Annotated in this window: 19 protein-coding genes; 4 read left to right on the top strand and 15 right to left on the bottom strand. The window is 64.9% G+C overall.

Features of this window, described 5'->3' with window-relative positions; all coding sequences use genetic code 11:
* Positions 1-75 precede the first annotated feature (75 nt).
* Entirely contained in the window at positions 76-2,985 is a 2,910-nt protein-coding gene (locus LZ005_RS16760; protein ID WP_237809645.1) for a TonB-dependent receptor domain-containing protein, read from the bottom strand.
* 247 nt (positions 2,986-3,232) lie between these two features.
* Between LZ005_RS16760 and LZ005_RS16765 the strand changes: the two genes are divergently transcribed.
* Positions 3,233-4,852 (top strand): NAD(P)/FAD-dependent oxidoreductase, encoded by a 1,620-nt coding sequence (locus tag LZ005_RS16765; RefSeq protein WP_237809646.1) that lies wholly within the window; start codon positions 3,233-3,235, stop codon positions 4,850-4,852.
* On the opposite strand, the gene LZ005_RS16770 is transcribed toward LZ005_RS16765, so the two are convergent.
* From LZ005_RS16770 to corA, 4 genes are read right to left on the bottom strand one after another with little or no spacing between them, the layout of a single operon-like run.
* On the bottom strand, positions 4,853-5,275 hold the full coding sequence (locus LZ005_RS16770) for an MAPEG family protein (protein WP_237809647.1): 423 nt from the start codon (positions 5,273-5,275) through the stop codon (positions 4,853-4,855). It lies immediately after the preceding gene.
* Positions 5,272-6,021: a carbon-nitrogen hydrolase family protein gene (locus LZ005_RS16775; protein WP_237809648.1), complete on the bottom strand. Its 750-nt coding sequence runs from the start codon at positions 6,019-6,021 to the stop codon at positions 5,272-5,274. Before LZ005_RS16775 ends, LZ005_RS16770 begins: the two co-directional genes overlap by 4 nt.
* Positions 6,014-6,415, bottom strand: coding sequence for a VOC family protein (locus LZ005_RS16780; protein ID WP_237809649.1), 402 nt, complete (start codon positions 6,413-6,415; stop codon positions 6,014-6,016). The genes LZ005_RS16775 and LZ005_RS16780 overlap by 8 nt, the downstream gene beginning before the upstream one ends.
* A gap of 23 nt (positions 6,416-6,438) precedes the next feature.
* Positions 6,439-7,404: a magnesium/cobalt transporter CorA gene (gene corA, locus LZ005_RS16785; protein ID WP_237809650.1), complete on the bottom strand. Its 966-nt coding sequence runs from the start codon at positions 7,402-7,404 to the stop codon at positions 6,439-6,441.
* Positions 7,405-7,528: 124 nt separating this feature from the next.
* Between corA and LZ005_RS21685 the strand changes: the two genes are divergently transcribed.
* Positions 7,529-7,699 (top strand): hypothetical protein, encoded by a 171-nt coding sequence (locus tag LZ005_RS21685; protein ID WP_269106755.1) that lies wholly within the window; start codon positions 7,529-7,531, stop codon positions 7,697-7,699.
* A gap of 12 nt (positions 7,700-7,711) precedes the next feature.
* On the top strand, positions 7,712-10,222 hold the full coding sequence (gene pulA / locus LZ005_RS16790) for a pullulanase-type alpha-1,6-glucosidase (RefSeq protein WP_269106756.1): 2,511 nt from the start codon (positions 7,712-7,714) through the stop codon (positions 10,220-10,222).
* 102 nt (positions 10,223-10,324) lie between these two features.
* Here the strand turns inward: pulA and ntrC are convergent, their stop codons facing one another.
* The 4 genes from ntrC to glnA all read right to left on the bottom strand — a co-directional run bounded on the left by ntrC (position 10,325) and on the right by glnA (position 14,951).
* Positions 10,325-11,839: a nitrogen regulation protein NR(I) gene (gene ntrC, locus LZ005_RS16795; protein ID WP_237809651.1), complete on the bottom strand. Its 1,515-nt coding sequence runs from the start codon at positions 11,837-11,839 to the stop codon at positions 10,325-10,327.
* A 45-nt stretch (positions 11,840-11,884) separates the two neighbouring features.
* Positions 11,885-12,955 (bottom strand): nitrogen regulation protein NR(II), encoded by a 1,071-nt coding sequence (gene glnL, locus LZ005_RS16800; protein ID WP_237809652.1) that lies wholly within the window; start codon positions 12,953-12,955, stop codon positions 11,885-11,887.
* Positions 12,952-13,437 carry a DUF4124 domain-containing protein gene (locus LZ005_RS16805; protein WP_237809653.1) on the bottom strand — a complete coding sequence of 162 codons (486 nt, stop codon included), beginning with the start codon at positions 13,435-13,437 and terminating at the stop codon, positions 12,952-12,954. The genes glnL and LZ005_RS16805 overlap by 4 nt, the downstream gene beginning before the upstream one ends.
* 98 nt (positions 13,438-13,535) lie before the next feature.
* The gene (gene glnA / locus LZ005_RS16810; protein ID WP_237809654.1) at positions 13,536-14,951 is read right to left on the bottom strand and encodes a type I glutamate--ammonia ligase; all 1,416 of its coding nucleotides are present in this window, start codon (positions 14,949-14,951) and stop codon (positions 13,536-13,538) included.
* 248 nt (positions 14,952-15,199) lie between these two features.
* Between glnA and LZ005_RS16815 the strand changes: the two genes are divergently transcribed.
* On the top strand, positions 15,200-15,658 hold the full coding sequence (locus LZ005_RS16815) for a rhodanese-like domain-containing protein (protein WP_237809655.1): 459 nt from the start codon (positions 15,200-15,202) through the stop codon (positions 15,656-15,658).
* Between the two features lie 6 nt (positions 15,659-15,664).
* On the opposite strand, the gene LZ005_RS16820 is transcribed toward LZ005_RS16815, so the two are convergent.
* From LZ005_RS16820 to LZ005_RS16845, 6 genes are all read right to left on the bottom strand, one after another.
* On the bottom strand, positions 15,665-16,987 hold the full coding sequence (locus LZ005_RS16820) for a TAXI family TRAP transporter solute-binding subunit (protein WP_237809656.1): 1,323 nt from the start codon (positions 16,985-16,987) through the stop codon (positions 15,665-15,667).
* Positions 16,984-20,106 carry a transglycosylase domain-containing protein gene (locus LZ005_RS16825; protein WP_237809657.1) on the bottom strand — a complete coding sequence of 1,041 codons (3,123 nt, stop codon included), beginning with the start codon at positions 20,104-20,106 and terminating at the stop codon, positions 16,984-16,986. Before LZ005_RS16825 ends, LZ005_RS16820 begins: the two co-directional genes overlap by 4 nt.
* A gap of 84 nt (positions 20,107-20,190) precedes the next feature.
* Positions 20,191-21,000, bottom strand: a complete 810-nt coding sequence (locus LZ005_RS16830) for an EI24 domain-containing protein (RefSeq protein ID WP_237809658.1) — start codon at positions 20,998-21,000, stop codon at positions 20,191-20,193.
* Positions 20,997-21,995, bottom strand: a complete 999-nt coding sequence (locus LZ005_RS16835) for a sterol desaturase family protein (RefSeq protein ID WP_237809659.1) — start codon at positions 21,993-21,995, stop codon at positions 20,997-20,999. Before LZ005_RS16835 ends, LZ005_RS16830 begins: the two co-directional genes overlap by 4 nt.
* A complete protein-coding gene (locus tag LZ005_RS16840; protein WP_237809660.1) occupies positions 21,992-22,753 on the bottom strand; it encodes a polysaccharide deacetylase family protein in 762 nt (253 codons plus the stop codon). The genes LZ005_RS16835 and LZ005_RS16840 overlap by 4 nt, the downstream gene beginning before the upstream one ends.
* The gene (locus tag LZ005_RS16845; RefSeq protein ID WP_237809661.1) at positions 22,753-23,724 is read right to left on the bottom strand and encodes a YncE family protein; all 972 of its coding nucleotides are present in this window, start codon (positions 23,722-23,724) and stop codon (positions 22,753-22,755) included. Before LZ005_RS16845 ends, LZ005_RS16840 begins: the two co-directional genes overlap by 1 nt.
* Positions 23,725-23,788: the final 64 nt, after the last annotated feature.

Genomic DNA, 23,788 nt, shown 5'->3' on the forward strand with positions numbered 1-23,788 from the left:
CCGATTTGTTTGCGCGGAAAGGATGCAAAAAAAAGGCGGGCCGAAGCCCGCCTGTAACCTTAGGACTGCTGTGATTTAGAACTTCAGGCTGGCGCCGAAGGTGTAGGCACGGCCGACCGTGTCATACGCCTGCGGCAGGGTGTTGCCACCATTGACCGAGGTACCGGCAATGTTGTTGCCCACCAGCGGAGGCTGCTTGTTGCCCGCGTTGTTGACGCTGAAGTTCAGGCGCAGGTTCTTCGACACATTCCACACGGCCGACAGGTCGACGTAGTTGTAGGCGGGGATGGTCGAGAAGGCCGGCAGGAAGTCGGTGCCGCCCGGCTCTTCGATCATGCCGCTGACATGACGCCAGTTGTAGCCGAACACGAACTCGCCGAAGCTCCAGCTGGTACGCTGGTTCCACTTGCGCTTGTAGTTGGGCGCGCCGCAGGCCACCGAGTAATAGCCGAGGCAGTTGCGGTTGATCGCCGCCGGGGTCGCCTGGAAGGTGTTGGTCTGCACCTGGTTGTACATCAGGCTCAGGTCCAGATTACCCCACTTCGGATCGGCACCGAGCTGCTTCAGCGGCAGACGGTAGGCCACGCTCAGGTCGTAGCCGGCCGACTTCAGCTTGCCCAGGTTCGAGCTGGCCGTGAACACGCCCTTCGACTCGACGCCATTCAGGGTGCCGTTCTGCGGATTGCGGAAGATGTTCGCGCAGGCCGCATTGAAGGCATAGGTCGGGTTGTAGGTCGGGTTGTAGCAGCCATCGAGCATATCGGTCGTCGACGGGCTCGAGACGGCGTCCGTGATCTTGATCTCGTAATGGTCGACCGTCACCACCATCTTCGGCAGCGGTTCCCAGACGAAGCCGATGGTCTTGGTCTTGGCCACTTCCGGACCGAGTTCCGGATTACCGCCAGACAGGTTGTTGATCTGGCCCGAGGACGGCTTGGCCACCGCGCCGATCACATTGGTCGGCACGCCGGTCAGACGGCACAGATTCGACAGGGTGCCGGCCGTGTTGGCATCGCCCGCCTTGATCAGGTCCAGCTGGCAGGGGTCGGTCGCCACGTTCGACAGGCCGGTCACCTGCGGCGCGAACAGCTCGTTCACGTTGGGCGAACGGGTGGCTTTCTGCACCATGCCGCGCAGACGCCAGGTGTCGACCACGGCCCACTCGCCGCCGTACTTGTAGCTGCCATAGCTCTTCGAGGCCGAGGAACCGGAATCGAAGTTGGTGTGGCGGTAGCCGAGCTCGAGGTTGATGGCCTTGGCCAGGAATTTATCCTTGACCAGCGGCAGCGCGAATTCGGTCGCTTCCTCGCGCAGACGGAAGGAACCGCGGCGGTCCGGCGTCGGCGCGCCCGTGCCCAGCACTTCACCCTGGATCTGCGAAGGCTGGTCGGACAGCGTGCCGGCCGAAACCTTGCGCTGCTCGAGGGTCAGCGACATATTGATCGGGGTGTTGGCGAAGGGGCTGACCAGCTTGTCGCCGAGATCGCCCGAGATCGAGGCCAGGCCCACATCCTGTTCGACTTTCTGGCTCAGCAGGGTCGACAGGTTGAGGAAGTTCAGCATGGCCGGGGTGATCGAACCGGCGCCGCCCCAGATGTTCAGCGGCACGCAGCCATTCGAGGCGTCGACGCAGGCGGTGGTGCTGACCGCGTTCAGCGCCTGCTTGACCTTGGACAGCGAACCCCAGTTCTTACGCGACTGGATCTGATCGGCCGTGCCGCGCGTCCAGTAGGCATCGTAGTTCCAGTCGAACGGCAGCGAACCTTTGGCGCCGATCGTGTACTGCAGGGTCTTGTTGTCGAAGGTCTGGTAACGCGGGCCCAGCTCGACGAAGCGGCGGCTCGAGGCCATCGGCACCAGGGTGGTGTTGCCGACCACGCAGTTGGCGGCCGAGATGCCGCGCCAGTCGCAGATCTGCTTGCGGGCCGCGTCGGGGATGAAGGGGTTACCGATCGGCACCTGGTAGGTGTTGCCGAAGGTGCCCGATTCGGCCAGCTGGGCAGCCACGAAACTGGTCGTGTAGAACACCTCGGAGTAGACCTCGAGGTTGTCGTTGACGCGATAATTGCCCAGGGCGGTGGCTTGAGTGCGCTCCAGCCCGGTCACGAAATAGTTGAGCGGGTTGGTGTTGTAGGTGCCCGAATCCTGCAGCGGGCTCAGCACGCCGGTGCTCGGGTTGATCTGCTGGCTACCGGCCAGGCTGCCGGTGCCATTGGTGCCCTTGGCGATGCTGACCACACCCGGAATCGTGGTGCTGGAACCGGAGAACAGGCCGTTCACCGAGTTGGTCGTGGTCTTGCCGATCGGGCGGTCGCCGGCCATCAGCGGGTCGACCTTGGTCTTGCCGATCGACAGGGCCACATTGCCCTTGCCGCCGTCCAGGGTCGCGCCCATGGTCAGGTCGAGGCGGCGGCGCTTGGCGTCGCCCTCGGCCGAAATGCCCTGCTCACCCGACAGGTCGATGCCGGTGAAATTGCGCTTGAGGTTGAAGTTGACCACACCCGAGACGGCGTCGGCGCCGTACACGACCGAGGCGCCGCCGGTGACCAGATCGACGCGCGACAGCAACGCGATGGGGATCGAGTTGGTGTCGACCGTACCGTTCAGGTTGAACGGCACCATGCGGCGGCCGTTGACCAGCACCAGCGTGCGGTTCGCGCCCAGACCACGCAGGTCGATGGTGGCGCCGCCGCCGGTGCCGTTATTCGTGCCCGGGCCCACGGCGGGCACGGCGGACGGCAGGTTCTTGAAGAATTCTTCCACGGCCATCGGCTGGCCGGACTTGATTTCTTCCGCATTCAGCGAGGAAATCGGGCTATTCGAGGTCGCGCCCGGGCTGGTGATGCGGGTACCGGTCACGAACACCTGCTCCACTTTCTGGGCCTCGGGTGCCTGCTGGGCCATCGCTGGCGCCACCAGACCGGCCAGCAGGCCGCCGGAGAACATCAGTCGCAAAGAACGCGCCAAAATTTTTTCTTGGGTCATAAAGACTTCCTTTTCTTGGATTGTCTACACCTGGCAGCCGTGCACGGCCACCACTCTCACCGTTTGCGCAACATTTAGTTACACAAGCTTTACAGTGGAGCAGTATTTACGTATGTAGTCAATATATAGTTGCCTTTCGTCAACATGACTTTTGCTCTTATGCATATTCCCTAAACTCATGGAAACTTGGGACCCAGGCGGAAGCGCGCTACAATAGTTCCTTGGCCAATAACTATTGCCCCGAAAGATGATCCGTCTGAATGAACTGAAACTGCCTCTGCACCATGCCGCCGACGACCTGCCCCGCGCCATCGTGGCCCGTCTCGGCATTGCGCCGGCCGACCTGCTGTCCTGGACCGTGCACAAGCGCAGTCCCGACGCGCGCCGCAAGTCCGAGATTGCCTTCATCTACTCGCTCGACCTGAACCTGCGCGACGAGGCCGCCGTGCTGGCCAAGTTCAAGCGCGACCCGCAGGTGGTGCCGACGCCAGACATGGATTACCACTTCGTCGCCCAGGCCAGCGCGTTGCCGCCGCACGAACGGCCGGTGGTGATCGGCATGGGCCCGTGCGGCTTCATGTGTGCGCTGATCCTGGCCCAGATGGGCCTGCGCCCGATCGTGCTCGAACGCGGCAAGCCGGTGCGCGAGCGCACGGTCGATACCTTCGGCTTCTGGCGCAAGCGCGAACTGAACCCGGAGTCGAACGTGCAGTTCGGCGAAGGCGGGGCCGGCACCTTCTCCGACGGTAAGCTGTACAGCGGGGTGAAGGACCCGAAACACTATGGCCGCAAGGTGCTGACCGAGTTCGTCAAGGCCGGTGCGCCCGACGACATCCTGTACGTCAGCAAGCCGCACATCGGCACCTTCCGCCTGGTGAAGATGGTCGAGCAGATCCGCGACGAGATCACCGCCCTCGGCGGCGAAATCCGTTTCGAAACCAAGGTCACCGATCTGGTTGTCGAAGGCGAAGGCAGCGCGCGCCGCGTCAAGGGCGTGCAGCTGTCGAATGGCGAATTCCTGCCGACGCGTCACCTGGTGCTGGCCATCGGCCACAGCGCGCGCGACACCTTCTCCATGCTGTATGAGCGCGGCGTCTACATCGAAGCCAAGCCGTTTTCGATCGGCTTCCGGGTCGAGCACCCGCAGTCGCTGATCGACACCTGCCGCTGGGGCGCGGCGGCCGGCGACAAGCTGCTCGGCGCGGCCGACTACAAGATCGTCCACCACGCCAGCAATGGGCGCTCGGTCTACAGCTTCTGCATGTGCCCGGGCGGCACCGTGGTGGCCGCCAGTTCCGAAGAAGGCCGCGTCGTCACGAATGGCATGAGCCAGTATTCGCGCGCTGAACGCAATGCCAACAGCGCCATCGTGGTCGGCATTTCACCGGCCGACTATCCGGGCCACCCGCTGGCCGGCATCGCCTTCCAGCGCGAACTCGAGTCGCGCGCCTTCGTGCTCGGCGGCGGCACCTATGACGCGCCGGGCCAGCTGATGGGCGACTTCGTCAAAGGCGTGCCCTCGACCGCGTTTGGCCAGGTGGTGCCGAGCTTCAAGCCGGGCGTACACCTGACCGACCTCGGCAGCGCCCTGCCCGAGTACGCGATCAGCGCCATGCGCGAGGCCTTCGTCGCCTTCGACAAGCAGATCAAGGGCTACTACAAGCACGACGCCGTGCTGACCGGGGTCGAGACGCGCACTTCTTCGCCGATCCGCATCAAGCGGCGCGACGACGATCTGCAGAGCCTGAACACGCGCGGCCTGTATCCGGCCGGCGAAGGGGCCGGCTATGCGGGCGGCATCATGTCGGCCGGCATCGACGGCATCCGCGTCGCCGAGGCCGTGGCCCTCGACATCAAGAACGGCTGATCAGAGCAGCACCGTCCCCGCCATTACCCACAGCAGCACCAACACCACATTGCTGGCCGCGAAAGCGGCCAGCCGGTGCAGCACATTGTTGTAGCTCAGGTGGATCAGGCTGTGCGCCGCGCGCAGCCCCACATAGGCCCAGGCCAGCTGGACCAGCAGCGGCGTGGCCGCCTCGGCCGCGTAGAGCAGCGCGCAGATCACGTAGAACAGCACGGGCAGTTCCAGCAGATTCATGTAGTTGCGGTTGGGCAGACTGACATGGCCGGGCACGCGCGCCGATTCGCCGTAGCGAAAATCGGCCGGCGTCACTTCGCGCTTCACGCTGGCCGCGATGCGCGCGCGCAGAATGAAGGGCAGGATGGACACGGTCAGGGCCGCCAGCCCAAAGACGGGATACAGAATCGCCGGGTTCTTCACCTTCACACCTCCAGAATCTGGGCAGCCGTGTGGCCGTCCGCATGCACATCGATCAACAGCAGGGCTTCGCCGGAGCCGGGCAGCGCCGCCACCAGCCGGCCCTGCGCGTCCCAGCAGGCGCTGCGGCCTGCGCTGTCATATCCGCCCGAGGGCGCGCCATGATTGGCCATCAGCACCAGCATCTGTTCGCGCGCCGCATGCCCCTGCAACAGGGCCGCGTCATGCGCATAGCCGCTGACGGAGATCAGCACACCGGCCAGATAGACGTCCGCCCCGGCAGCGCGCGCGGCAGCCGGATGGCTGGCCTGGCTGATGTCGGCGCAAATCGCCTGGGCGCAGGCCACGCCCTGCACCTCGAACACCGACGCGCCGGACGGCCCCGCGCTGGCAAACGCCTCCTCACCCGGATGCAGATGCTGCTTGCGATAGACACTGCGGCGCCCGTCGCCATGCAGACAGAGGCTGCCGATGAAAGGGCGCGCCGGATCGGGCGCACGCAGCGGCGCACCGACGATGACCTGCATGCCGGGACAGACCAGGGCCGCGAGACGGGCATCGTCGGGCGCCAGCGCGCAGGCGGCCACATGGGCCGGCTCGTAGCCGCTCAGCGACAGTTCCGGAAACAGCAGCAAGTCGGCGCCAGCCGCGCGCGCCACCCGCACGAAGTCGGCATGGCGGGCCAGATTGGCCGCCACATCGCCCGCGCGTGCGGCGCTCTGGGCCGCCGCCAGGCGCAGCGGCCGCCTAGCCATGCGAACCGGGCGGAATCGGCTGCAGCATGCTCACGCGGTTGCCTTCGGAATCGACGAAAGACACATACTGCCCGACGCCCGGAATCGCCATCGGCTCGCCGAGCAAGGTGCCGCCCGCATCCTTGACCTTGCCCATCGCCGCCGTGATGTCCTCGACCGCAATCACCACCGACGGAAACTGCAGCGGCCAGGCCGGATTCTTTTTGAAGAAGCCGCCATTGATGGTGCCCGGCTGGGTCGGGCGTCCCGCCGCGGTCGGGGCCGTGGTGGCGATCACATAATCGCCCATTTCCGCGCCGAGCGCCGCCAGTTCCCAATCGAAAGCGCGGCGGTAGAAGTCGGTGATGCGGGCCTGGTCCTCATACGGCATTTCAAAGTGCACAACGGGATTCATAGCGTCCTCCTGAGTGAAGCCGGCTACAGCCACTTGGCCTTGCGGAAGCGGTAGTACAGATAGCCGCAAATGCCGAACATGACCGCGAGCGCGGCGGGATAGCCGAAATGCCATTTGAGTTCGGGCATGTACTCAAAGTTCATGCCCCAGATCCCGGCAAAGGCCGTGAAGATCGCGAAGATAGCGGCCCAGGCCGCCAGTCGCTTGTTGACCTCGTTCTCGGCGATGGCCACCATCGACAGGTTGACCTGGATGGCGGTGCCGATGGTGTCGCGGATCGTGTCGACACTGGTGTTGATGCGCACCAGGTGGTCGTGCACGTCGCGGAAATATTCCTGGGTGTCGCTGCACAGGCCCGGCACCCTGCCCCCGTACAGTTTGCCGACCGCCTCCATCAGCGGCGTGACCGCGTGGCGCAGCATCAGCACCTTGCGCTTGAGGGCGTACAGGCGCTCGATATTGTCGCGCGCGGCGCCGTCGAGAAAGATGCGGTCCTCGATTTCTTCCAGCTCGCGCTCGAGCGTATCGACCAGCGGGAAATAACGGTCCACCACCGCATCCATCAGCGCGTACAGCACGAAGGATGAGCCCTGGGCCAGCAGATGCGGCTCGCGCTCGGCGCGCGCGCGCACCCCAAGGAAGCCTTGATTGCTGTGATTGCGGTTGGACAGCACGAAGTTCGGTCCGGCGAAAACGTCGAGTTCGCCAAGCACCAGCTCTTGCCCCTCGAATTCCAGCATCTGCACGACGGCGAACAGCGTGTCGCCGTATTCCTCGATTTTCGGGCGCTGGTTGCCGCGCTGGGCGTCCTCCACGGCCAGCGCATGCAGCTGGAATTCGGCCTGCAGGGTCGCCAGTTCCTCGGGCGTCGCGTCGCGCAGGGCCACCCAGACGAAGCAGCCGGGCCGCTCAAGATAGTCGCTGATCGCCTCCACCGGAATGTCCGACAGCTTCTTACCTTCCTGGTAGACGACGCAATTGATCAGCATGGGTGCTCCGGAGTGAAAGTTTAAGCTTACACCAATGTCAATATGTAGCAATACTACGTTTTATTCTCGATTTACACGCTTATATGACGTAGTATTGCTACCAACTTAAAAATAGGGAGACAGCATGCGGATTTTCACCCAGCTGGTGCTGGCGGCGGCCCTGGGCCTGAGCCTGAGCGCCTGCGGCGGTGGCGGTGGCGGAGGTTCCAGCCTTTCCAGCCCGGCCCCGGCGCCCACGCCGACGCCCAGCGCGCCGACCAGCATCGCAATTGGCGAAGCGAGCACTTACTGGTAGACCGCCGGCAGCTTGCTCTGGCCGGGCGCAAGCGCGGCCAGCAGCTACAAACTGTTCTATGCAGCCAATGGCGGCATCAGCGCGAGCACGGCCGGCGTGAACGGCGCCGACGGCAGCGTGGCCCTGAGCGCCGAAACCAGCAGCGCCGGTCTGGTGCTCAAGCTGCCCAGCGATCAGCTGGCCCAAACGCGCACGCGTCTCAAGGGCCAGGTCGTGCTGGCCCGTTTCGATGCGGGCGGCGGCCTGGCCGAAGTCAAGCAGGTGCAGATCCAGGGCGTACTCGACGATCTGTACGCGGCTGCGGCCGCCAAGCTCACGCTCGGTCCCAGTTTCGATGCGAATGGCGTCGCGACCGTGCGCGTGTGGGCGCCGACGGCGCGCAGCGTCAAGCTCAACATCTACAACGGCAGCAGCCAGCAGACCGTCGACATGAGCGAAGACAGCGCCAGCGGCGTGTGGAGCTACACAGCGCCAAGCGCCGCCTGGACCAATAGCGCCTACTACAGCTACAGCGTCAACGTGTTCTCGCGATGGGCCAACAACAGCATCGTCACGAACGAAGTGACCGACCCGTATTCGGTCAGCCTGAACGCCAATGGCAGCCGCAGCTTCCTGGCCAATCTGGCCAGCGCGGCGACCAAGCCGGCCGGCTGGGACGGGCACAGCATCCCCGCCCTCGCCCACCCGGCCGACATCGCCATCTACGAGTTGCACGTGCGCGACTTCAGCGCCAGCGACGCCAGCGTACCGGCCGCGCACCGCGGCAAGTACCTGGCCTTCACCGACACCGGCGCGAACGGCATGCGCCATCTGCAGCGCCTGGCCAAGGCCGGCCTGACCCATATCCACCTGCTGCCCACGGCCGACATGAGCAGCGTGAACGAGGCCGGCTGCACGACGCCAAGCATTCCCGCGGCCGCCGCCGACAGCGAGCAGCAGCAGGCCGCCGTCGCCGCCAGCAAGGACAGCGACTGCTTCAACTGGGGCTACGATCCGCAGCACTACAACGCGCCCGAAGGATCGTATGCGAGTGACGCCAGCGACGGCCTGGCGCGCATCCGCGAATACCGCGCCATGGTCAAGTCCCTGCACGAGAGCGGCCTGCGCGTGGCCATGGACGTGGTCTACAACCACACTGCGGACAGCAAGCAAGGCAGCAAATCCGTGCTCGACAAAATCGTGCCCGGCTACTACTACCGCCTGAACGCCAGCGGCGAAATTCTCAACGACAGCTGCTGCGCCGACACCGCCACCGAGAACGCCATGATGGGCAAGCTGGTGGTCGACAGCATCAATCTGTGGGCGCAGCAATACGCGATCGACAGCTTCCGCTTCGACATCATGGGCATGATGCCGCTGGCCCTGATCCAGCAAGTGCAAAGCAGCGTACGCAATGCCGCCGGGCGCGACATCTACCTGTACGGCGAAGCCTGGAATTTCGGCGCCGTCGCCAACGATGCGCGCTTTCGCCAGGCGCGCCAGGCCAATCTTGCCGGCACCGGCATCGGCGCCTTCAACGACCGCATCCGCGACAGCGTGCGCGGCGGCGGCTGCTGCGACAGCGGGGCCGCCCTGCTCAGCCAGCAAGGCTTCATCAATGGCGTGGCCTACGACCGCAATGCCACCAGCAGCCAGACCCCGGATGAGCTGCTGCGCCTGGGCGACCTCATCAAAGTAAGCCTGTCGGCCAGCCTGAAGGATTACCGCTTCACCGACCGCTTCGGCAATCCGCGCCAGAACAGCGAGATCGATTACTTCGGCCAGGGCGCCGGCTTCACAGGCGCGCCGGCCGAGACCATCAACTACATCGAGGCGCACGACAACCAGACCCTGTTCGACATCAACGCCTACAAGCTGCCGAGCGCGACCAGCCAGGCCGAGCGCGTGCGCGTGCAGAATCTGGGCGCCGCGCTCGTGCTGTTCGCCCAGGGCGTGCCCTTCATCCATGCCGGCCAGGAGCTACTGCGTTCCAAGTCGCTTGACCGCGACAGCTACAACGCCGGCGACTGGTTCAACGCGCTCGACTTCAGCTACCAGAGCAATAACTTCGGCGTCGGCCTGCCCTCGGCCGAGAAGAACGGCGACAGCTGGAATCTGATGCGGCCGATCCTGACGAATCCGAACATCAAGCCGAGCCCGGCGGATATTGAAAGCGCACGCGAGGTCTTCCTCGATTTGCTGACGATCCGCCGCAGTAGCAGCCTGTTCCGTTTGCGCACAGCGCAGGACGTGAAGGACCGGCTCAGTTTCCTGAACACGGGTAGCAAGCAGGTGCCCGGCCTGATCGCCCTGCGCATCGACGGCCGCGGCCATGCGGGCGCCAACTGGCAGAGCGTGACCGTGCTCATCAACGTCACCCCTGCCGCGCTCAGCCTGACTGTCCCCGAACTGATCGGCAAGAACCTAAGCCTGCATCCCCAGCAAGCGGCCGGCGTCGATGCGCGCGTCAAAGCCGCCAGTTACAGCAGCGCCAGCGGCAGTTTCAGCATCCCCGCGCGCAGCGCCGCCGTCTTCGTCGAATAGAAACCAAACGGTGTCAGGTCCGGCAATCGGACATCGGGGAACTTTTCCGTGCAACGGAAAAGTTCCCCGATGTCCGATTGCCGGACCTGACACCGTTTGGTATTAGTCGCCTTTGGCGCCTTCGATGCCGAGCTCGGCGATCTTGCGGGTGATGGTGTTGCGGCCGATGCCGAGCCGGATCGCGGCGTCGTGCTTGCGCCCGTGCGTGTGGCGCAAGGCGGTCTTGATCAGCGCCGATTCGAACTGGCGGCTGAGCGCGTCCATGATGTCGCTCTGGCCGGCGCCCAGCATGCTGGCGGCCTGCAACTCGAGCAGATCGACCCAGCCGCCGCTCACGCCCAGCGATGCCAGCAGCGGATTCTCGGCCGCCGTGGCCGGTGCCGCGCCATTCATCGACGCCACCGCCAGCGCTGCCGGCGCCTCGCGCTGCGGCTCGGTCGCGGCGCTGTCGATGCTGGCGCCGCTGCCTTGGGTCAGGTCGTGCGGCAGGTCCTTGATCTCGACCACCTGGCCGGGCGCCATCACGGTGATCCAGTTGCACAGGTTTTCGAGCTGGCGCACATTGCCCGGCAGTTCGAGCGAACACAGGAAGCTGAGCGCGCTGTCCGACATGCGCTTGGCTTCGACCCCCAGCTGGCGCGCGCTCTGCACCAAAAAGTGACGCACCAGAATGGGGATGTCCTCGCGCCGCTCCCGCAAACTGGGCAGGCGCAGGCGGATCACATTCAGCCGGTGATACAGGTCTTCACGGAACAGGCCTTCGCGCACGCGCTGCTCGAGATTCTGGTGCGTGGCCGTGATCACGCGCACATTGGCCTTCATCGGCTGGTGCCCGCCGACGCGGTAGAAATGGCCGTCGGACAGCACACGCAACAGGCGCGTCTGCAGATCGAAGGGCATGTCGCCGATTTCGTCGAGGAACAGCGTGCCGCCCTCGGCCTGCTCGAAGCGGCCGCGCCGCGTGGCCTGGGCGCCGGTAAACGCGCCGCGCTCGTGGCCGAACAGCTCGGACTCGAGCAGGTCCTTGGGAATCGCCGCCGTGTTGAGCGCGATGAAGGGCTGGGCCGCGCGCGGACTGTGCTTGTGCAGGGCGCGCGCCACCAGTTCCTTGCCGGTGCCGGATTCGCCGGTGATTAACACCGTCACGTTCGACTGCGACAGGCGGCCAATGGCGCGGAAGACCTCCTGCATGGCCGGCGCCTGGCCGATGATTTCGGGCGTTTCCACCGGCCCTGACTCAATCGCCGTCTCACGCAGCGACTCATCCAGGGCGCGCCGGATCAGCTCGACGGCCTTGTCGATGTCGAAGGGCTTGGCCAGGTATTCGAAGGCCCCGCCCTGGAACGCGGCCACGGCCGAATCGAGGTCGGAGAAGGCCGTCATGATGATGACGGGCAGGCCGGGGAAGCGGCCCTTGACGGTCTGCAGCAGCTCGAGGCCGGACGTGCCCGGCATCCGGATATCGGAGACGAGGACCTGGGGCGTTTCGGTGTCTAGGGCGGCTAGGGCCTCGCGCGCATTGGAAAAGCTGCGCGTGGCCAGGTTCTCGCGCGCCAGGGCTTTTTCAAGCACCCAGCGAATCGAGGCATCGTCATCGACAATCCAGATAGGTTTCATTAGTTAGCACATTCCACGTTGGATCAACAATCGTGGAGCCGAGTTTCAGGGCAGCGGTATCAAAATCCTGAAGTCGGTCCAGCCCGGCCGGCTTTCACACTCGATCACGCCCATGTGTTGTTGCACAAAGGTCTGCGCCAAGGTGAGCCCCAGTCCGCTGCCGCCATCGCGCCCCGACACCAGGGGATAGAAAATGCGGTCACGGATATGGGGCGGAATGCCCGGTCCATTGTCGATGATATGCAAATCTAATGCCAGCCCGTAGCGCACCTTGGCGAGCGTGACCTGGCGTGCCACGCGGGTGCGGAAAATCAGTTCGGCGTCGCCCTGTTCGATGCGCTCGGCCAGGGCCTGGGCCGCGTTGTGGGCGATGTTGAGCACGGCCTGGATCAGCTGCTCCTTGTCGCCGCGGAATTCGGGGATCGAGGTGTCGTAGTCGCGCCGGATCGTCAGGCCTTGCGGAAACTCGGCCAGGATCAGGCTGCGCACGCGCTCGCACACTTCGTGGATGTTGACGTCGCCCACGATGTGCGGCCGGCGGTGCGGCGCCAGCAGGCGGTCCACCAGGGTCTGCAGGCGGTCGGCCTCTTTGATGATGACCTGGGTGTATTCGCGCAGCTGGGTCAGCTCGCGCGGCGGCAGCTCGAGTTCGAGCAGCTGGGCCGCGCCGCGGATGCCGCCGAGCGGGTTTTTGATTTCATGGGCCAGATTGCGGATCAGCTCCTTGTTCATCTGGCTCTGGTCGAGCAGGCGCTCTTCGCGGTCCTGCTTGAGCTGCTGGACGTTCTCGCGCAGCTCGATCACGGTCAGCTCGCCATCGCTCGAGGAAATGATGGCGTGCACGTGCAGCGGCTCGCGCCCGGGCCGCTCCAGGCTCAGTTCCTGGCGCACATCGGCAAAGCTGTGGGCGCGCGCGTGCTCGACCAGGCGCAGCAGGTCGGCCCCATTCAGAAACAGGTCTTGCAGACTCTGGCGGGTCAGGGCCTTGAGCGAGGAATCGAGCAGATTTTCACCGGCCGTGTTCACATACACGATGTGGCCGTCGGCGCCGACCAGCATCACGGCCGAGGCCAGCAGATCGAGCCCGGCCAGCGCGGCGGGCGGGTGGCTGTTCATTTGACGTTGGCGATCTCGCGCTTCAGGGCTTCGATATTCTTCTCGGAGCGGCTGATGTTGTCGCGCATTTCGGCGACCCGGGCCTGGTATTTGGCGTAGTTCTTCTCATCGCCCTGCCGTTCCGGTTCGCCATTGTTGAAGGCTTTTTTCAGCTCGGCCAGCTTCTTTTCCTCGGAACGCAGTTCGTCGTCGAGAATCTGGCGGCGGTCGGTGTCGCGTGCCTTTTGCATCAGGTTGTCGACACGGGGAAAGTCGGCCGGGCTGGCGGCCGTCTGCGCCGGCGGCGGCAGCTTGGCGGCGGTCTTGGTGTCGGCCCGTTTCGGTGCGGGAATCGCGCCCGGCAGGTCGAGCAGCTTGCAGCCGGGCTTGCTCATATCGGTCAGTTCCTTGCGCCCGGCGCTGTCGATGCACAGATAGATCGGCCCGTCGGCCCAGGCCGGCAGGCTGGCGATCAGCAGGGCGGCCAGCAGGGAATGCTTCATCGTGATACGCAGCAAGTGAAAACGCCTCGACTATACAACAAAAAACGCGAGGAAAGCTGGCGCTCGCCTCGCGTTGCAGAGGGCTCAGCCCCGGTCGATTACAGCGAGTAGTACATGTCGAATTCGATCGGGTGCGGGGTCATGCGCATGCGCTGGACGTCGTTCATCTTCAGCTCGATGTAGGCGTCGATCATCGAATCGCTGAACACGCCGCCGCGGGTCAGGAACTCGCGGTCCTTGTTCAGGGCGTCGAGGGCTTCTTCCAGCGAGGAGCAGACCGTCGGGATCAGCTTGTCTTCTTCCGGCGGCAGGTGGTACAGGTCCTTGGACGCGGCTTCGCCCGGGTGGATCTTGTTCTGCACGCCGTCCAGACCGGCCATCATCAGTGCGGCGAAGCACAGATACGGATTGGCCAGGGGATCCGGGAAGCGCGTTTCGATACGGCGGCCTTTCGGATTGGCCACGTGCGGAATACGGATCGAGGCCGAACGGTTACGGGCCGAGTAGGCCAGCTTGACCGGCGCTTCGTAGCCCGGCACCAGACGCTTGTACGAGTTGGTACCCGGGTTGGTGATGGCGTTCAGGGCCTTGGCGTGCTTGATGATGCCGCCGATGTAGTAGAGCGCGAAGTCGGACAGACCGGCATAGCCGTCGCCGGCGAACAGGTTCTTGCCGTCTTTCCAGATCGACTGGTGCACGTGCATGCCCGAGCCGTTGTCGCCGATCATCGGCTTCGGCATGAAGGTGGCGGTCTTGCCGTAGCTGTGGGCCACGTTCCAGATCACATACTTGAGGTTCTGGGTCCAGTCGGCGCGCTCGACCAGGGTCGAGAACTTGGTGCCCAGCTCATTCTGGCCGGCGCCGGCCACTTCATGGTGGTGCACTTCGACGGGGATGCCCATGGCTTCCAGGATCGCCGACATTTCCGAACGCATGTCCTGGAAGGAGTCGACCGGGGGCACCGGGAAGTAGCCGCCCTTGACGGTCGGACGGTGGCCGCTGTTGCCGGCTTCGTATTCCTTGTCGGTCGACCAGGAGGCTTCTTCCGAATCGATCTTGACGAAGCAGCCCGACATGTCGGCTTTCCAGCGGACGCTGTCGAAGATGAAGAATTCGGGTTCCGGACCGAAGAAGGCGGTGTCGCCCAGGCCGGTCGATTTCAGGTAGGCTTCGGCGCGCTTGGCGATCGAGCGCGGGTCGCGGTCATAGCCCTTGCCGTCCGACGGTTCGATCACGTCGCACTGCATGAACAGGGTGGTCTGCTCGAAGAAGGGGTCGATGTTGGCGGTGTTCGGATCCGGCATCAGCAGCATGTCCGAAGCTTCGATGCCTTTCCAGCCGGCGATCGAGGAGCCGTCGAAGGCGTGACCCGACTCGAATTTGTCTTCGTCAAAATGCGAGATGGGCACGGTCACGTGCTGTTCTTTGCCCTTGGTGTCGGCAAAGCGGAAATCGACGAACTTGACGTCGTATTCCTTGACCATGTTCATCACATCTGCGGCGGTGCGTGCCATGCGTATTCTCCTGGTTGATGTTGATAGAGCCGACGCCTTACTGCGTACGACGAAGTGCCTCAGCTTATGCAGGAAACGTGCCAACCCTATCTCTGGGGAAACCGACACGGAAGATGCACCAGCGCAGTGCATTTCCTTCATTATGCACTCTTTTGGTGCATTTCACGATATGCGCTCCGTTTTGGTGCGCGGCGCGCTGGCCTCGGCGGGATGACTATAATAGCCGGAATCTTTCAAGGAGGTATGCCATGACCCGCCCCGCAGACATTCTCGCCCGCGCCCAGGCGCGCGGCACCGCTCCCCACTACGCCGGCGCCGTGACGCCGCCGGAAGCCTTCGCCCTGCTCCAGGCCGATGCAGGCGTGAAGCTGGTCGACGTGCGCACCAATGCCGAGCGCGATTGGGTGGGGCGGGTTGCCATTCCGGAAGGCCAGCACCTGGCCGTGCAGTGGGCCACCTACCCGGGCGGCGTGCCGAATCCGGAATTCATCGCCCAGCTCGAAGCCGAGGCCGGCAAGGACGAAGTGCTGCTGTTCCTGTGCCGCTCGGGCGTGCGCTCCAAGCATGGCGCGCGTCTGGCCACCGAGCACGGCTTCGCCCAGTGCTACGACATCCTCGAAGGTTTTGAAGGCGACAAAGATGGCGCCGGCCACCGCAAGACGGTCGGCGGCTGGTGCCACGCCGGCCTGCCCTGGCTGGGCGCCTGAGCCGTTTCAGGCCGCGTTCAGCGGCGCGCCGTCGATGCGCGCACGCACGAAGTGGATGTGGCTCTTCAGCTCGTACACCTGGTCGGCAAACGACAGCGGCACGCTCAGGGCATTGACGGCCGCTTCGATGTGGTCGAGCCGCTTGCGCAGGTGGCCTCGCTCGGCCGCGCCGTCTTCCAGCGCCTTCTCGACCACGCGCAATTGCCCGTACCAGCGGTAGATGCGCGAGCGCACGCGCCACACGTAGAGCGGCGGCACCACGCGCGACAGCGGGATGATCAGCGCGCCCAGGGCCACGATGATGACCCACATGCGGTCAAGGAAATTGGCCATCCAGAAGCTCATGTAGCGCTGCAGCAGGGGCGCGCCGTTCTTGTAGAACTTGGCGGCTTCTTCCGCCACCGGAATCTCCGAGTAGCGCGGCGAGGGGAACTGGCCCTGATGCTGGAACCAGCCGGCCCCGCTGTGAATCTGCCCGGCCGCCTGCACGAACAACTCGATCAGCGCCGGATGCAGATGCTCGCGCGCCACCAGTGTCGCGGTCGGCGCGATCAGGTGGGTATCGGCGGCCGGCAGGTCGGCGCCCAGGTCGACGATCCCGCGCGGCAGCACCTCGTGCGTGAGGAAAGGCAGGCGGCGCGCATAGGCCTCGGCGCGCGTGAAATCGAGCAGGCTGATGCCGGGCGTGCGCAGCAGCATCTGGATCATCAGGTCCTCGGGCGCGGCGGCGAACACCATGCCGTCGATCTCGCCATTGATCAGGGCCGCGGCCGCATGCGAATTGTCGAGCGCGCCAAGCTGCACGCTGGCCGGATCGACGTTGTTCAAATTCAGAATCTGGCGCATCAGGCGCGGCACGCCCGTCCCTTCCGGCCCGACATTGATGCGCAGGCCCTGCAGATGGGCCAGGTTGCTGATCTTGAGCTTACTCTGCGTGAACACCCAGACCGGCTCGACGAACAGGCTGCCGAGCGACACCAGGCCCTCGCGATCGGCCTCGGTCTCGGTGGTCGAGCCGCTCTGGACGAAGCCGATGTCGACCTCGCCGCGGTTGAGCTTCTGCAGATTGTCGAGCGAGCCTTCGGAACGCACCAGCTCGACGCGGATGCCCTGTTTGGCCAGGGCCGCCGCATAGCGTTTGCCGATGGCCTCGAAGGCGCCGTTCTCCTGCCCGGTCGCCAGGCGCACATGGCGCGGCGGCTCGGGGTCGACGATCTTGTAGGCGACCAGCACCAGCACGAGGATGATCAGGGCCGTGGGTCCGGCCGTGACCAGCAGATCGCGCAGGGAGAAACGGGTAAAGCTCAAGATGGTCTTCAGTCGGCTCATGGTTTCTTGACACCGCAGGCATGCTGGCCGGCGGGCGGGTCGATCATCGGCATCAGGCTCGGCGCCAGCACCGTCAGCAACTGCACCGGCAAGGCGCTGGTGAAGTCATAGTCTTCCGAGCGCGGCCCATGCACATAGGCCGTCATGCTACCGAAATAACGCTCGCCAATGTTAAACACAAATGTGGCCGAGCGGTTCACGAAGCGCGACTCGATCAGCTTGCCGCCGGGCGCGAACACATCGAAACGCTGGTCGCCGGTGCCGGTCTTGCCGCCGACCGGAATCAGCTCGCCCGCGCTGGTAACGAAGGCCGACTTCACGCGCCGCGCCGTGCCATCGGACACCACCTCGCGGATCGCATCGGCCACGGCGCGCGCCACCTCGGGCGCCAGCACCTGCTCGCCGGCGGCCAGCTTGCCGCGCGCGAGCTTGGTTTCATACGGCGTGCCCTGGGCAAAGTGCAGACTATCGATGCGCTGCACCGGCTTGCGCACGCCGCCGTTGACAATGATGCCCATCAGCTCGGCCAGGGCGGCCGGGCGGTCGGCCGAGGCGCCCAGCGCGCTCGCATACGAGGGCACCAGCGAGTCGAACGGATAGCCCATCTTCTTCCACTGGCGGTGCACGCCGAGGAAGGCCTCGAGTTCCAGCATGCCGGCAATACGCTTGTCCTGCGCATGCTTGCGGTGGGTGTTGAACAGCCACGCGTACACGTCCTGGCGTTCCTTGGCGCTGGCATTGGCCGCCTCGGCGAAGCTGGCCTTGGGATTGGCGCGCAGATAGCCGACCACCCACAGTTCGAGCGGATGCACACCGGCCAGATAGCCGCGGTCGGCCAGATTGGTGTTGGCCAGGCTATAGCTGTCGTACATGGCTTCCAGGCGCGCGGCCGGCACTTCATTGGGCGAATTCAGGGTGTCGTTGACCCAGGCCGAGAAGTCCTTGAGCGTGGCCTGGGGGAACAGGAAGCGGTGGATATTGGCCAGCCGCAGCGGCGTCGCCCGCACCGAGCCGAGCAAGGTGCGCAGGGCCTCGTCGGCCGGCTTGCCCTTGTACTTCTGGTAGAAACGGGCCAGGAACTCGCGCCCTTCGCGGTCGGCGAATTTGGCCAGGTACTCGGCGCGGCGCGGATCGTCGGCGTCGCCAAGCAGACTGGCCGAGGAACCGGGCGTGAGGAACATGTAGTAGTGGGCCACATCGCGCATCAAGCGCACGAACACCAGGTTGACCGAATTGCGCAGGGCCTCGCGCACGCTCAGGATCTTGTTGTTGTCCTCTTTCTTGAAATTGCCAAAGTGGTGCAGGCCGCCGCCGGTGAAGAAGCCCTCGGCCGGATTGGCCGAATACTTGCGCTCGAGCGCGGCGGCCAGCATCGGCGCCAGGCTGCGGTCCGCGTCCGGGCCCAGCTGGCGGAAGTAGTCGAGCGCCCACTGGGTCAGCTTGTCCTTGGGATCGAACACCACCTTGTCGAGCGCGGCGCGGTCCATCGGGCTGAGCTTCTTGTGCAGCTGGTCGATGATGTCCAGATAGGTGACCAGGGTGCGCAGCTTGGCCGTCGAACCGAGATCGAGCTTGGCGCCCTCGTTGATGTCGAGTGGCTGGTCGAAATTATCGGCCTGCACGCGCAGGTAATTGGCCTGCTCGCCGCGTTCGAGCAGGGTGAAGCTGTAGACCACCTGGGCCGGGTCGCCATTACCGAGCAGCTGATAGCCAGTCAGGCCGGCCGCCTTTGCTTCGGCCGGGTCGCGCAGCTTGCGCAGCATGGCCGTCACCGCCTGCTGAGCCTGGGCGTCGAGCGTGCTTTGCACCGTCAGATCGAGGCGGTCGACGTTGTACAGGCGGTTGTCGCCGAGCAGATTGCCAAGGTGATTGCGCACGGCATTGGCCGCCTTACGCGTGACGAAGGTGTCGGCCGCCGGGGCCGGCACGCCGCTGTGGCTGGCCGGGTGCAGCTTGAACTTGAGGGCGGCGTCGCCGAAGGCCTTGCTGATCACGCCGGCCTGCACCAGCACACGCAGGTGGCTATTGGTCAGGGTTTCCAGATCGGCTTCGCCATCGCCCAGGTAGTAGCTGGGGCGGCGCTGGGCGATCATCAGGCTCAGCGCTTCCTTGTAGACGGCGGCCGCCTCGGCGCTCGCCGGCTTGCCCTGCAACAGGGCGTTGAGATCCTTGAACTCACGCCCGTACCAGACCCACATGCCGTCGCCGATCCCATTGACTTCGCCATAGCCGGGCTTGGCCGACAGCGGCACCGTGTTCAGGTAATCGATGACGATCTGGCGGCGCGCACCCGTGGTGTCCGCGCCGCCCTGGTAGGCGCGCAGCGAAGCCGAGACCATCTGGCGCAGCTTTTCCTGCATCGAGCTGGTGCGGCCCTCGGGCGAGTGGCGGTATTTTTCGATCTGGGTGGCCAGCGTGGAGCCGCCCGGCACGCGCCGCGCGCCCGTCAGGCTCTGCACCGATTTATCGAACACGGCCTTGGACAGGCGATCCCACTCGACGGCCGGATTGCGCTTCGGATGCTCGGCGTCGAGCAGCTCGCGGTTTTCGATGAACAGCAGCGACTGCACGAGCACGGCCGGCGCCTGCTCGAAGCGCGCATAGGTACGCTCGGGGAAGCGCACCTGGTACATCGGCTCCTGGCGGCAATCGAGGATGGCCAGGCCGACCTGGGTCTTTTCGCGGTAGGTCGGATACAGGCCGAGGTCGGTCAGTTCGAGCAGCTTGGGCGAGAAGCGCGCCTGCTCGGTGATCACATAGTCCTTGGCCTTCAGGCGGGTGAGAAAGTCGGGCAGGTTCGCATAGCCGAGCCGTTCGTCATACGGGCTGTCCGAGGGAAAACGGATGGCCGGACTCGGCCCCTGCCCGAGCTTGTAGCTGAGCTGACTGCTGAGCTTGGAAAAATAATCGGCCTGCCAGGTCGAGGTGCGCACCTCGTACCAGCCGGCCAGGCCGAGCAGCACCAGCAGGATCAGGAAAAACAGCAGCAGATAGCGCCAGAAGCGGCGCGGCTGGCGGGCCGGCGCGGGCGCAGCCGGCGGCATTTCGGGAGGCGCTGGCGGGGCAGCGGAAGGCGCCACGGTGGGCGCGTCGAAACTCGGTTCAATCTTCTCTGACATGATGCTCATTCCACCACAGCGCGGCGGCTTGCTCCTAGTGGCGCTAGCGTGTCGCCGATGTTTTTTTCGCGAAAAAACAACGGATCACGCGGGCGGGCCGGCGCGCATCTGGCTCAGGGACAGCAGACAGTAGTGGGTGAACCACAGCCCGGTGAGCACGAAGATCATCACGAACAGCCAGACCGACAGCGCCGCCAGGAAGGGGAACAAGGCAATCGAGAACACCGCCCCGCCCAGCCACACGGCCGAGGGCACGGCGCCCGCGACGCCGGCGCCGATGCCCATCAGGATCAGGGTCGGCTTGTGGGCGCGCGCCAGCGCCTCCTGTTCGGCCGCGTCGGCATGCACGGACAAGGCGTCGTAGGTGAACAGGCGCTGGGTCATCCAGCCCCACAACAGCACATGGGCGCAGATGGCCAGCGGCGGCACGATGTACAGCGGCAGGGCCGCCAGCCAGAGAATGAAGAAGGTGCCGGCCGTCTTGGCCGCCAGCAACAGCGAACCGAAGAAGCCGCCCTGCCCGCGCTGCTCGAGCGCCGGGAAAAAGCGCTGCGCCACATGCTTGACGATCAGCGGCATGGCGATGCTGCCGACCAGCACCAGCGCGCTCAGCCCCATGATCGGCAAGAGGCTGAGGAAGGCCAGCATCGGCACCACGGCCACCTTGAGAAAGCCGAGGCCGATATTCGCCAGCCAGGCGCTGCTGCCCGCATACCAGCCGTGCTCGGCAAAGGCGGCGGTCAGCCAGTCGAGCAGGGGCTGCAGGCCCAGCCACAGCAGCACGGCCCACAGCGCCAGGGCCAGCAGCACCGGCACGGCCGCCAGCAACTGCATGCGCGGATGCAGGATCGAGCCGCAGGCCCGCGCCGCCGAGCGGAACAAATTCGGACTCATGCGGGCGCGCCGTGGCGGGCGTAGCGCAGCATGCGCTTCACACCCAGCCACTGCTGGGCCCAGAAGCCGCGGCCATAGTCCTGGCCCGGCACCAGCTTGCCATCGGCATCCAGATGCTCCAATTGATCACGCACACCAGTCTCCTCGAAGCGCGGGCTGAAATTCGCGGTGCGGAACAGGATATCCCAAATCGGGAACAGCACCGCGAAATTGCAGCCGCCGAGCGTGCCCTTGCCATGCGACTCGTGGCCGATGCCGATCGCATGGTGCATCCGGTGGTAGCGCGGCGACACCAGCAGGCGCTCGCCGATGCGGCCGAAGTGCAGGCGCACATTCGCATGCTGCAGACTCTGCACGATGCGCGAGAAGGAAATCAGCAGCACGAACTGGCCGGGCGGCACGCCGATGGCCAGGGCCACGCTGGCCATGGCCAGATCGCGCAGGATATCGTCGAGAATATGGTTGCGGTCGTCGCTCCACAGGTTCATATTGCGCTGGCTGTGATGCAGGCTGTGCAGGCCCCACCACCAGTGGAACTGATGCTCGGCGCGGTGGTACCAGTAATCGAAGAAGTCGAGCACCACCAGATACACGGCAAACGCGATCAGCGGCTGGTTCTCGGGCAGCAGATTCTCCAGGTTGAACGGGTGCACGCCCTCGAAGCGCAGCTGGCCGGCCACCCAGTCGACCATCGGATCGAGGGTCAGGAACATGGCGATCGGCACCAGACCGAGGCGATGGATGCAGGTGTAGGTGAAGTCGTTCCAGCGCGCCCATTTGTCCTGGATGCGGTGGACCGGAATCAGGGCCTCGAGCGGGCGCAGCACGGCGAACACGAGGGCCAGTTCCAGCAGGCCGATCAGCAGCCATTCCGTGCCTTCATAGGCTTCGTCCACATATTCGACCAGGTCGAGGCGGTAGACCAGGGGCTGGACCACGGTTTCGAACAGCCAGCCCTGGGCGGCGCCGAACCAGTCGATCAGAGTGTGCATCATGGTGTCGCTTGTTTGGGGTAGTCAGGATGGTCACGCAGGGTGGCGAAACAGAAGCCGCGCTGCTCCAGGCCCACGATCAGGGGCTCGAGATTGGCCGGCATCCAGGCGTCCTTGCGCGACCAGATGCCCAGGTGGCCCATCACGATGTCGCCATCCTTCAAGTCGCGCAGCATACGCTGCAGCAGGCTGGCGTTGGAAAATTTCTCGCTCGGCAGCTCGTCACCCGTGAAGCCCGCCGCGGCCCAGGCGAAATGCGTGTAGCCGCAGGCGCGCGCCGCCTCCAGCGCGGCCGGCGTGGTGCGGCCGCCCGGGGCGCGCCAGATCGGGTCCAGGTGGGCGCCGGTCAGCGCATGAAAGCGCTCGTCGACGCGGCGCAGCTCCTGGCAGTACTGGGCCGGCGTCCATTGCTGGAGCTTGCCGGCCTGCTCGCCGAACTGGGCGCGCACCGTGATCGGTTTGGCGCCCGGCTGCACGTACACGTGATCAAAGGTATGGCTGCCGAAGGCATGGCCCTCGGCCACGCGCGCCTTCCAGAACTCGGCCCAGGACGGGTCGAGCGACATATCGCCGCGCACGGTTTTTTCGTTGGCGAGAAAGAAGGTGGCGCGGATGCCATGCGCCTTCAGCGTCTGGGCGATCAGTTCGGCTTGCGACTGGCTGCCCGTATCAAAGCTCAGGTAGATGGTGCCCGCGCACGGCGCCGCCGCCTGGGCCGCGGCGCCCAGGCTCAGCGCGCAGGCGGCCAGCAGGCGTTTCATTACTGGCGCGGCGCGTGGTTGGCGAAGTAGATGCCGTGCGGCGAACGGCCGACCGGGATCAGCTTGGTCACCTTGCGCGAGGGGATGTCGATCACGGCGACCTTCTTAATCCAGCGCAGCGTGGCCCACATGGTCTTGCCGTCGTCGGTGATCTCCATGTCATCCGGACCGCCCGGCACATTGATGGTGCCGACGTTTTCCAGGGTTTGCATGTCGATGATGTTGATCGTGTTCGACACCCGGTTCGAGACGAACAGATGGCGCTTGTCGCCGAGGGCGCGGAAATTATGCGTGCCCTCGCCGGCCTTGATCTTCTTGACGGTCTTCTTGGCGCGCCAGTCGATGACTTCGACGTAATCGCTGCTCATGATGCCGACCAGCAGATACTTATCGTCCGGCGTCATCACGATACCGGCCGGCAGTTTGCCGACAGGGATCGTCCATTTGACCGTGCCGCTGGCCAGGTCAATAGCGCTGACCTGGTCGCTGCCCTGCTGGGTGATGAAGACGGTCGAGCTGTCGGCCGTGAAGGCCATGTGGCTCGGCGTCTTGGGCAGGGGAACGCGCTTGGCCAGCGTCATATTGCTGCCATCGTATTTGTAGAGATCGACGCGATCGAGGCGCAGGGAATTCGAGACGAACCATTTCTGGTCGGGCGAGAAGCCGATCTGGTAGGGATCGAGGATGTCCTTCAGCTTGCGCTGCAGCTGGCCGGTTTTCGGATCGAGGAAGATCAGCTCATTGCCGACCGAGGAGGCGACGATCAGGGACTTGTTGTCCGGCGTGGCCATCAGGTGGTGCGGCTCCTTGCCCACGTCGATCTTGCCGACCTCGGTGTATTTCTGCTGGTCGAGCAAGGTGACGGTCGCATCGCGCGAATTGAGCACCACGACCACATTGGCCTGGGCAGCGGCGATGACGAAGCAGGAGGAAAGGGAAAACAGGAGGGCGCGCTTGAAACTGCTGAACATGAACAGACTGTCCGAAGAGAAGAGGAATACCCGTATTTTACGGCGAAAAACCCCGGTGTGGCGG

The sequence above is a fragment of the Massilia sp. TS11 genome, assembly GCF_022012445.1.
Lineage (GTDB): Bacteria > Pseudomonadota > Gammaproteobacteria > Burkholderiales > Burkholderiaceae_D > Telluria.

Coding starts and splice junctions, on each gene's coding strand:
- LZ005_RS16840 (WP_237809660.1), bottom strand. CDS start 22,753: ATGAAACGCCTGCTGGCCGCCTGCGCGCTGAGCCTGGGCGCCGCGGCC.
- LZ005_RS16815 (WP_237809655.1), top strand. CDS start 15,200: ATGACCCGCCCCGCAGACATTCTCGCCCGCGCCCAGGCGCGCGGCACC.
- LZ005_RS21685 (WP_269106755.1), top strand. CDS start 7,529: ATGCGGATTTTCACCCAGCTGGTGCTGGCGGCGGCCCTGGGCCTGAGC.
- glnL (WP_237809652.1), bottom strand. CDS start 12,955: ATGAACAGCCACCCGCCCGCCGCGCTGGCCGGGCTCGATCTGCTGGCC.
- LZ005_RS16825 (WP_237809657.1), bottom strand. CDS start 20,106: ATGTCAGAGAAGATTGAACCGAGTTTCGACGCGCCCACCGTGGCGCCT.
- LZ005_RS16805 (WP_237809653.1), bottom strand. CDS start 13,437: ATGAAGCATTCCCTGCTGGCCGCCCTGCTGATCGCCAGCCTGCCGGCC.
- glnA (WP_237809654.1), bottom strand. CDS start 14,951: ATGGCACGCACCGCCGCAGATGTGATGAACATGGTCAAGGAATACGAC.
- LZ005_RS16845 (WP_237809661.1), bottom strand. CDS start 23,724: ATGTTCAGCAGTTTCAAGCGCGCCCTCCTGTTTTCCCTTTCCTCCTGC.
- LZ005_RS16820 (WP_237809656.1), bottom strand. CDS start 16,987: ATGAGCCGACTGAAGACCATCTTGAGCTTTACCCGTTTCTCCCTGCGC.
- LZ005_RS16780 (WP_237809649.1), bottom strand. CDS start 6,415: ATGAATCCCGTTGTGCACTTTGAAATGCCGTATGAGGACCAGGCCCGC.
- LZ005_RS16760 (WP_237809645.1), bottom strand. CDS start 2,985: ATGACCCAAGAAAAAATTTTGGCGCGTTCTTTGCGACTGATGTTCTCC.
- corA (WP_237809650.1), bottom strand. CDS start 7,404: ATGCTGATCAATTGCGTCGTCTACCAGGAAGGTAAGAAGCTGTCGGAC.
- LZ005_RS16765 (WP_237809646.1), top strand. CDS start 3,233: ATGATCCGTCTGAATGAACTGAAACTGCCTCTGCACCATGCCGCCGAC.
- LZ005_RS16835 (WP_237809659.1), bottom strand. CDS start 21,995: ATGATGCACACTCTGATCGACTGGTTCGGCGCCGCCCAGGGCTGGCTG.
- LZ005_RS16775 (WP_237809648.1), bottom strand. CDS start 6,021: ATGGCTAGGCGGCCGCTGCGCCTGGCGGCGGCCCAGAGCGCCGCACGC.
- LZ005_RS16830 (WP_237809658.1), bottom strand. CDS start 21,000: ATGAGTCCGAATTTGTTCCGCTCGGCGGCGCGGGCCTGCGGCTCGATC.
- ntrC (WP_237809651.1), bottom strand. CDS start 11,839: ATGAAACCTATCTGGATTGTCGATGACGATGCCTCGATTCGCTGGGTG.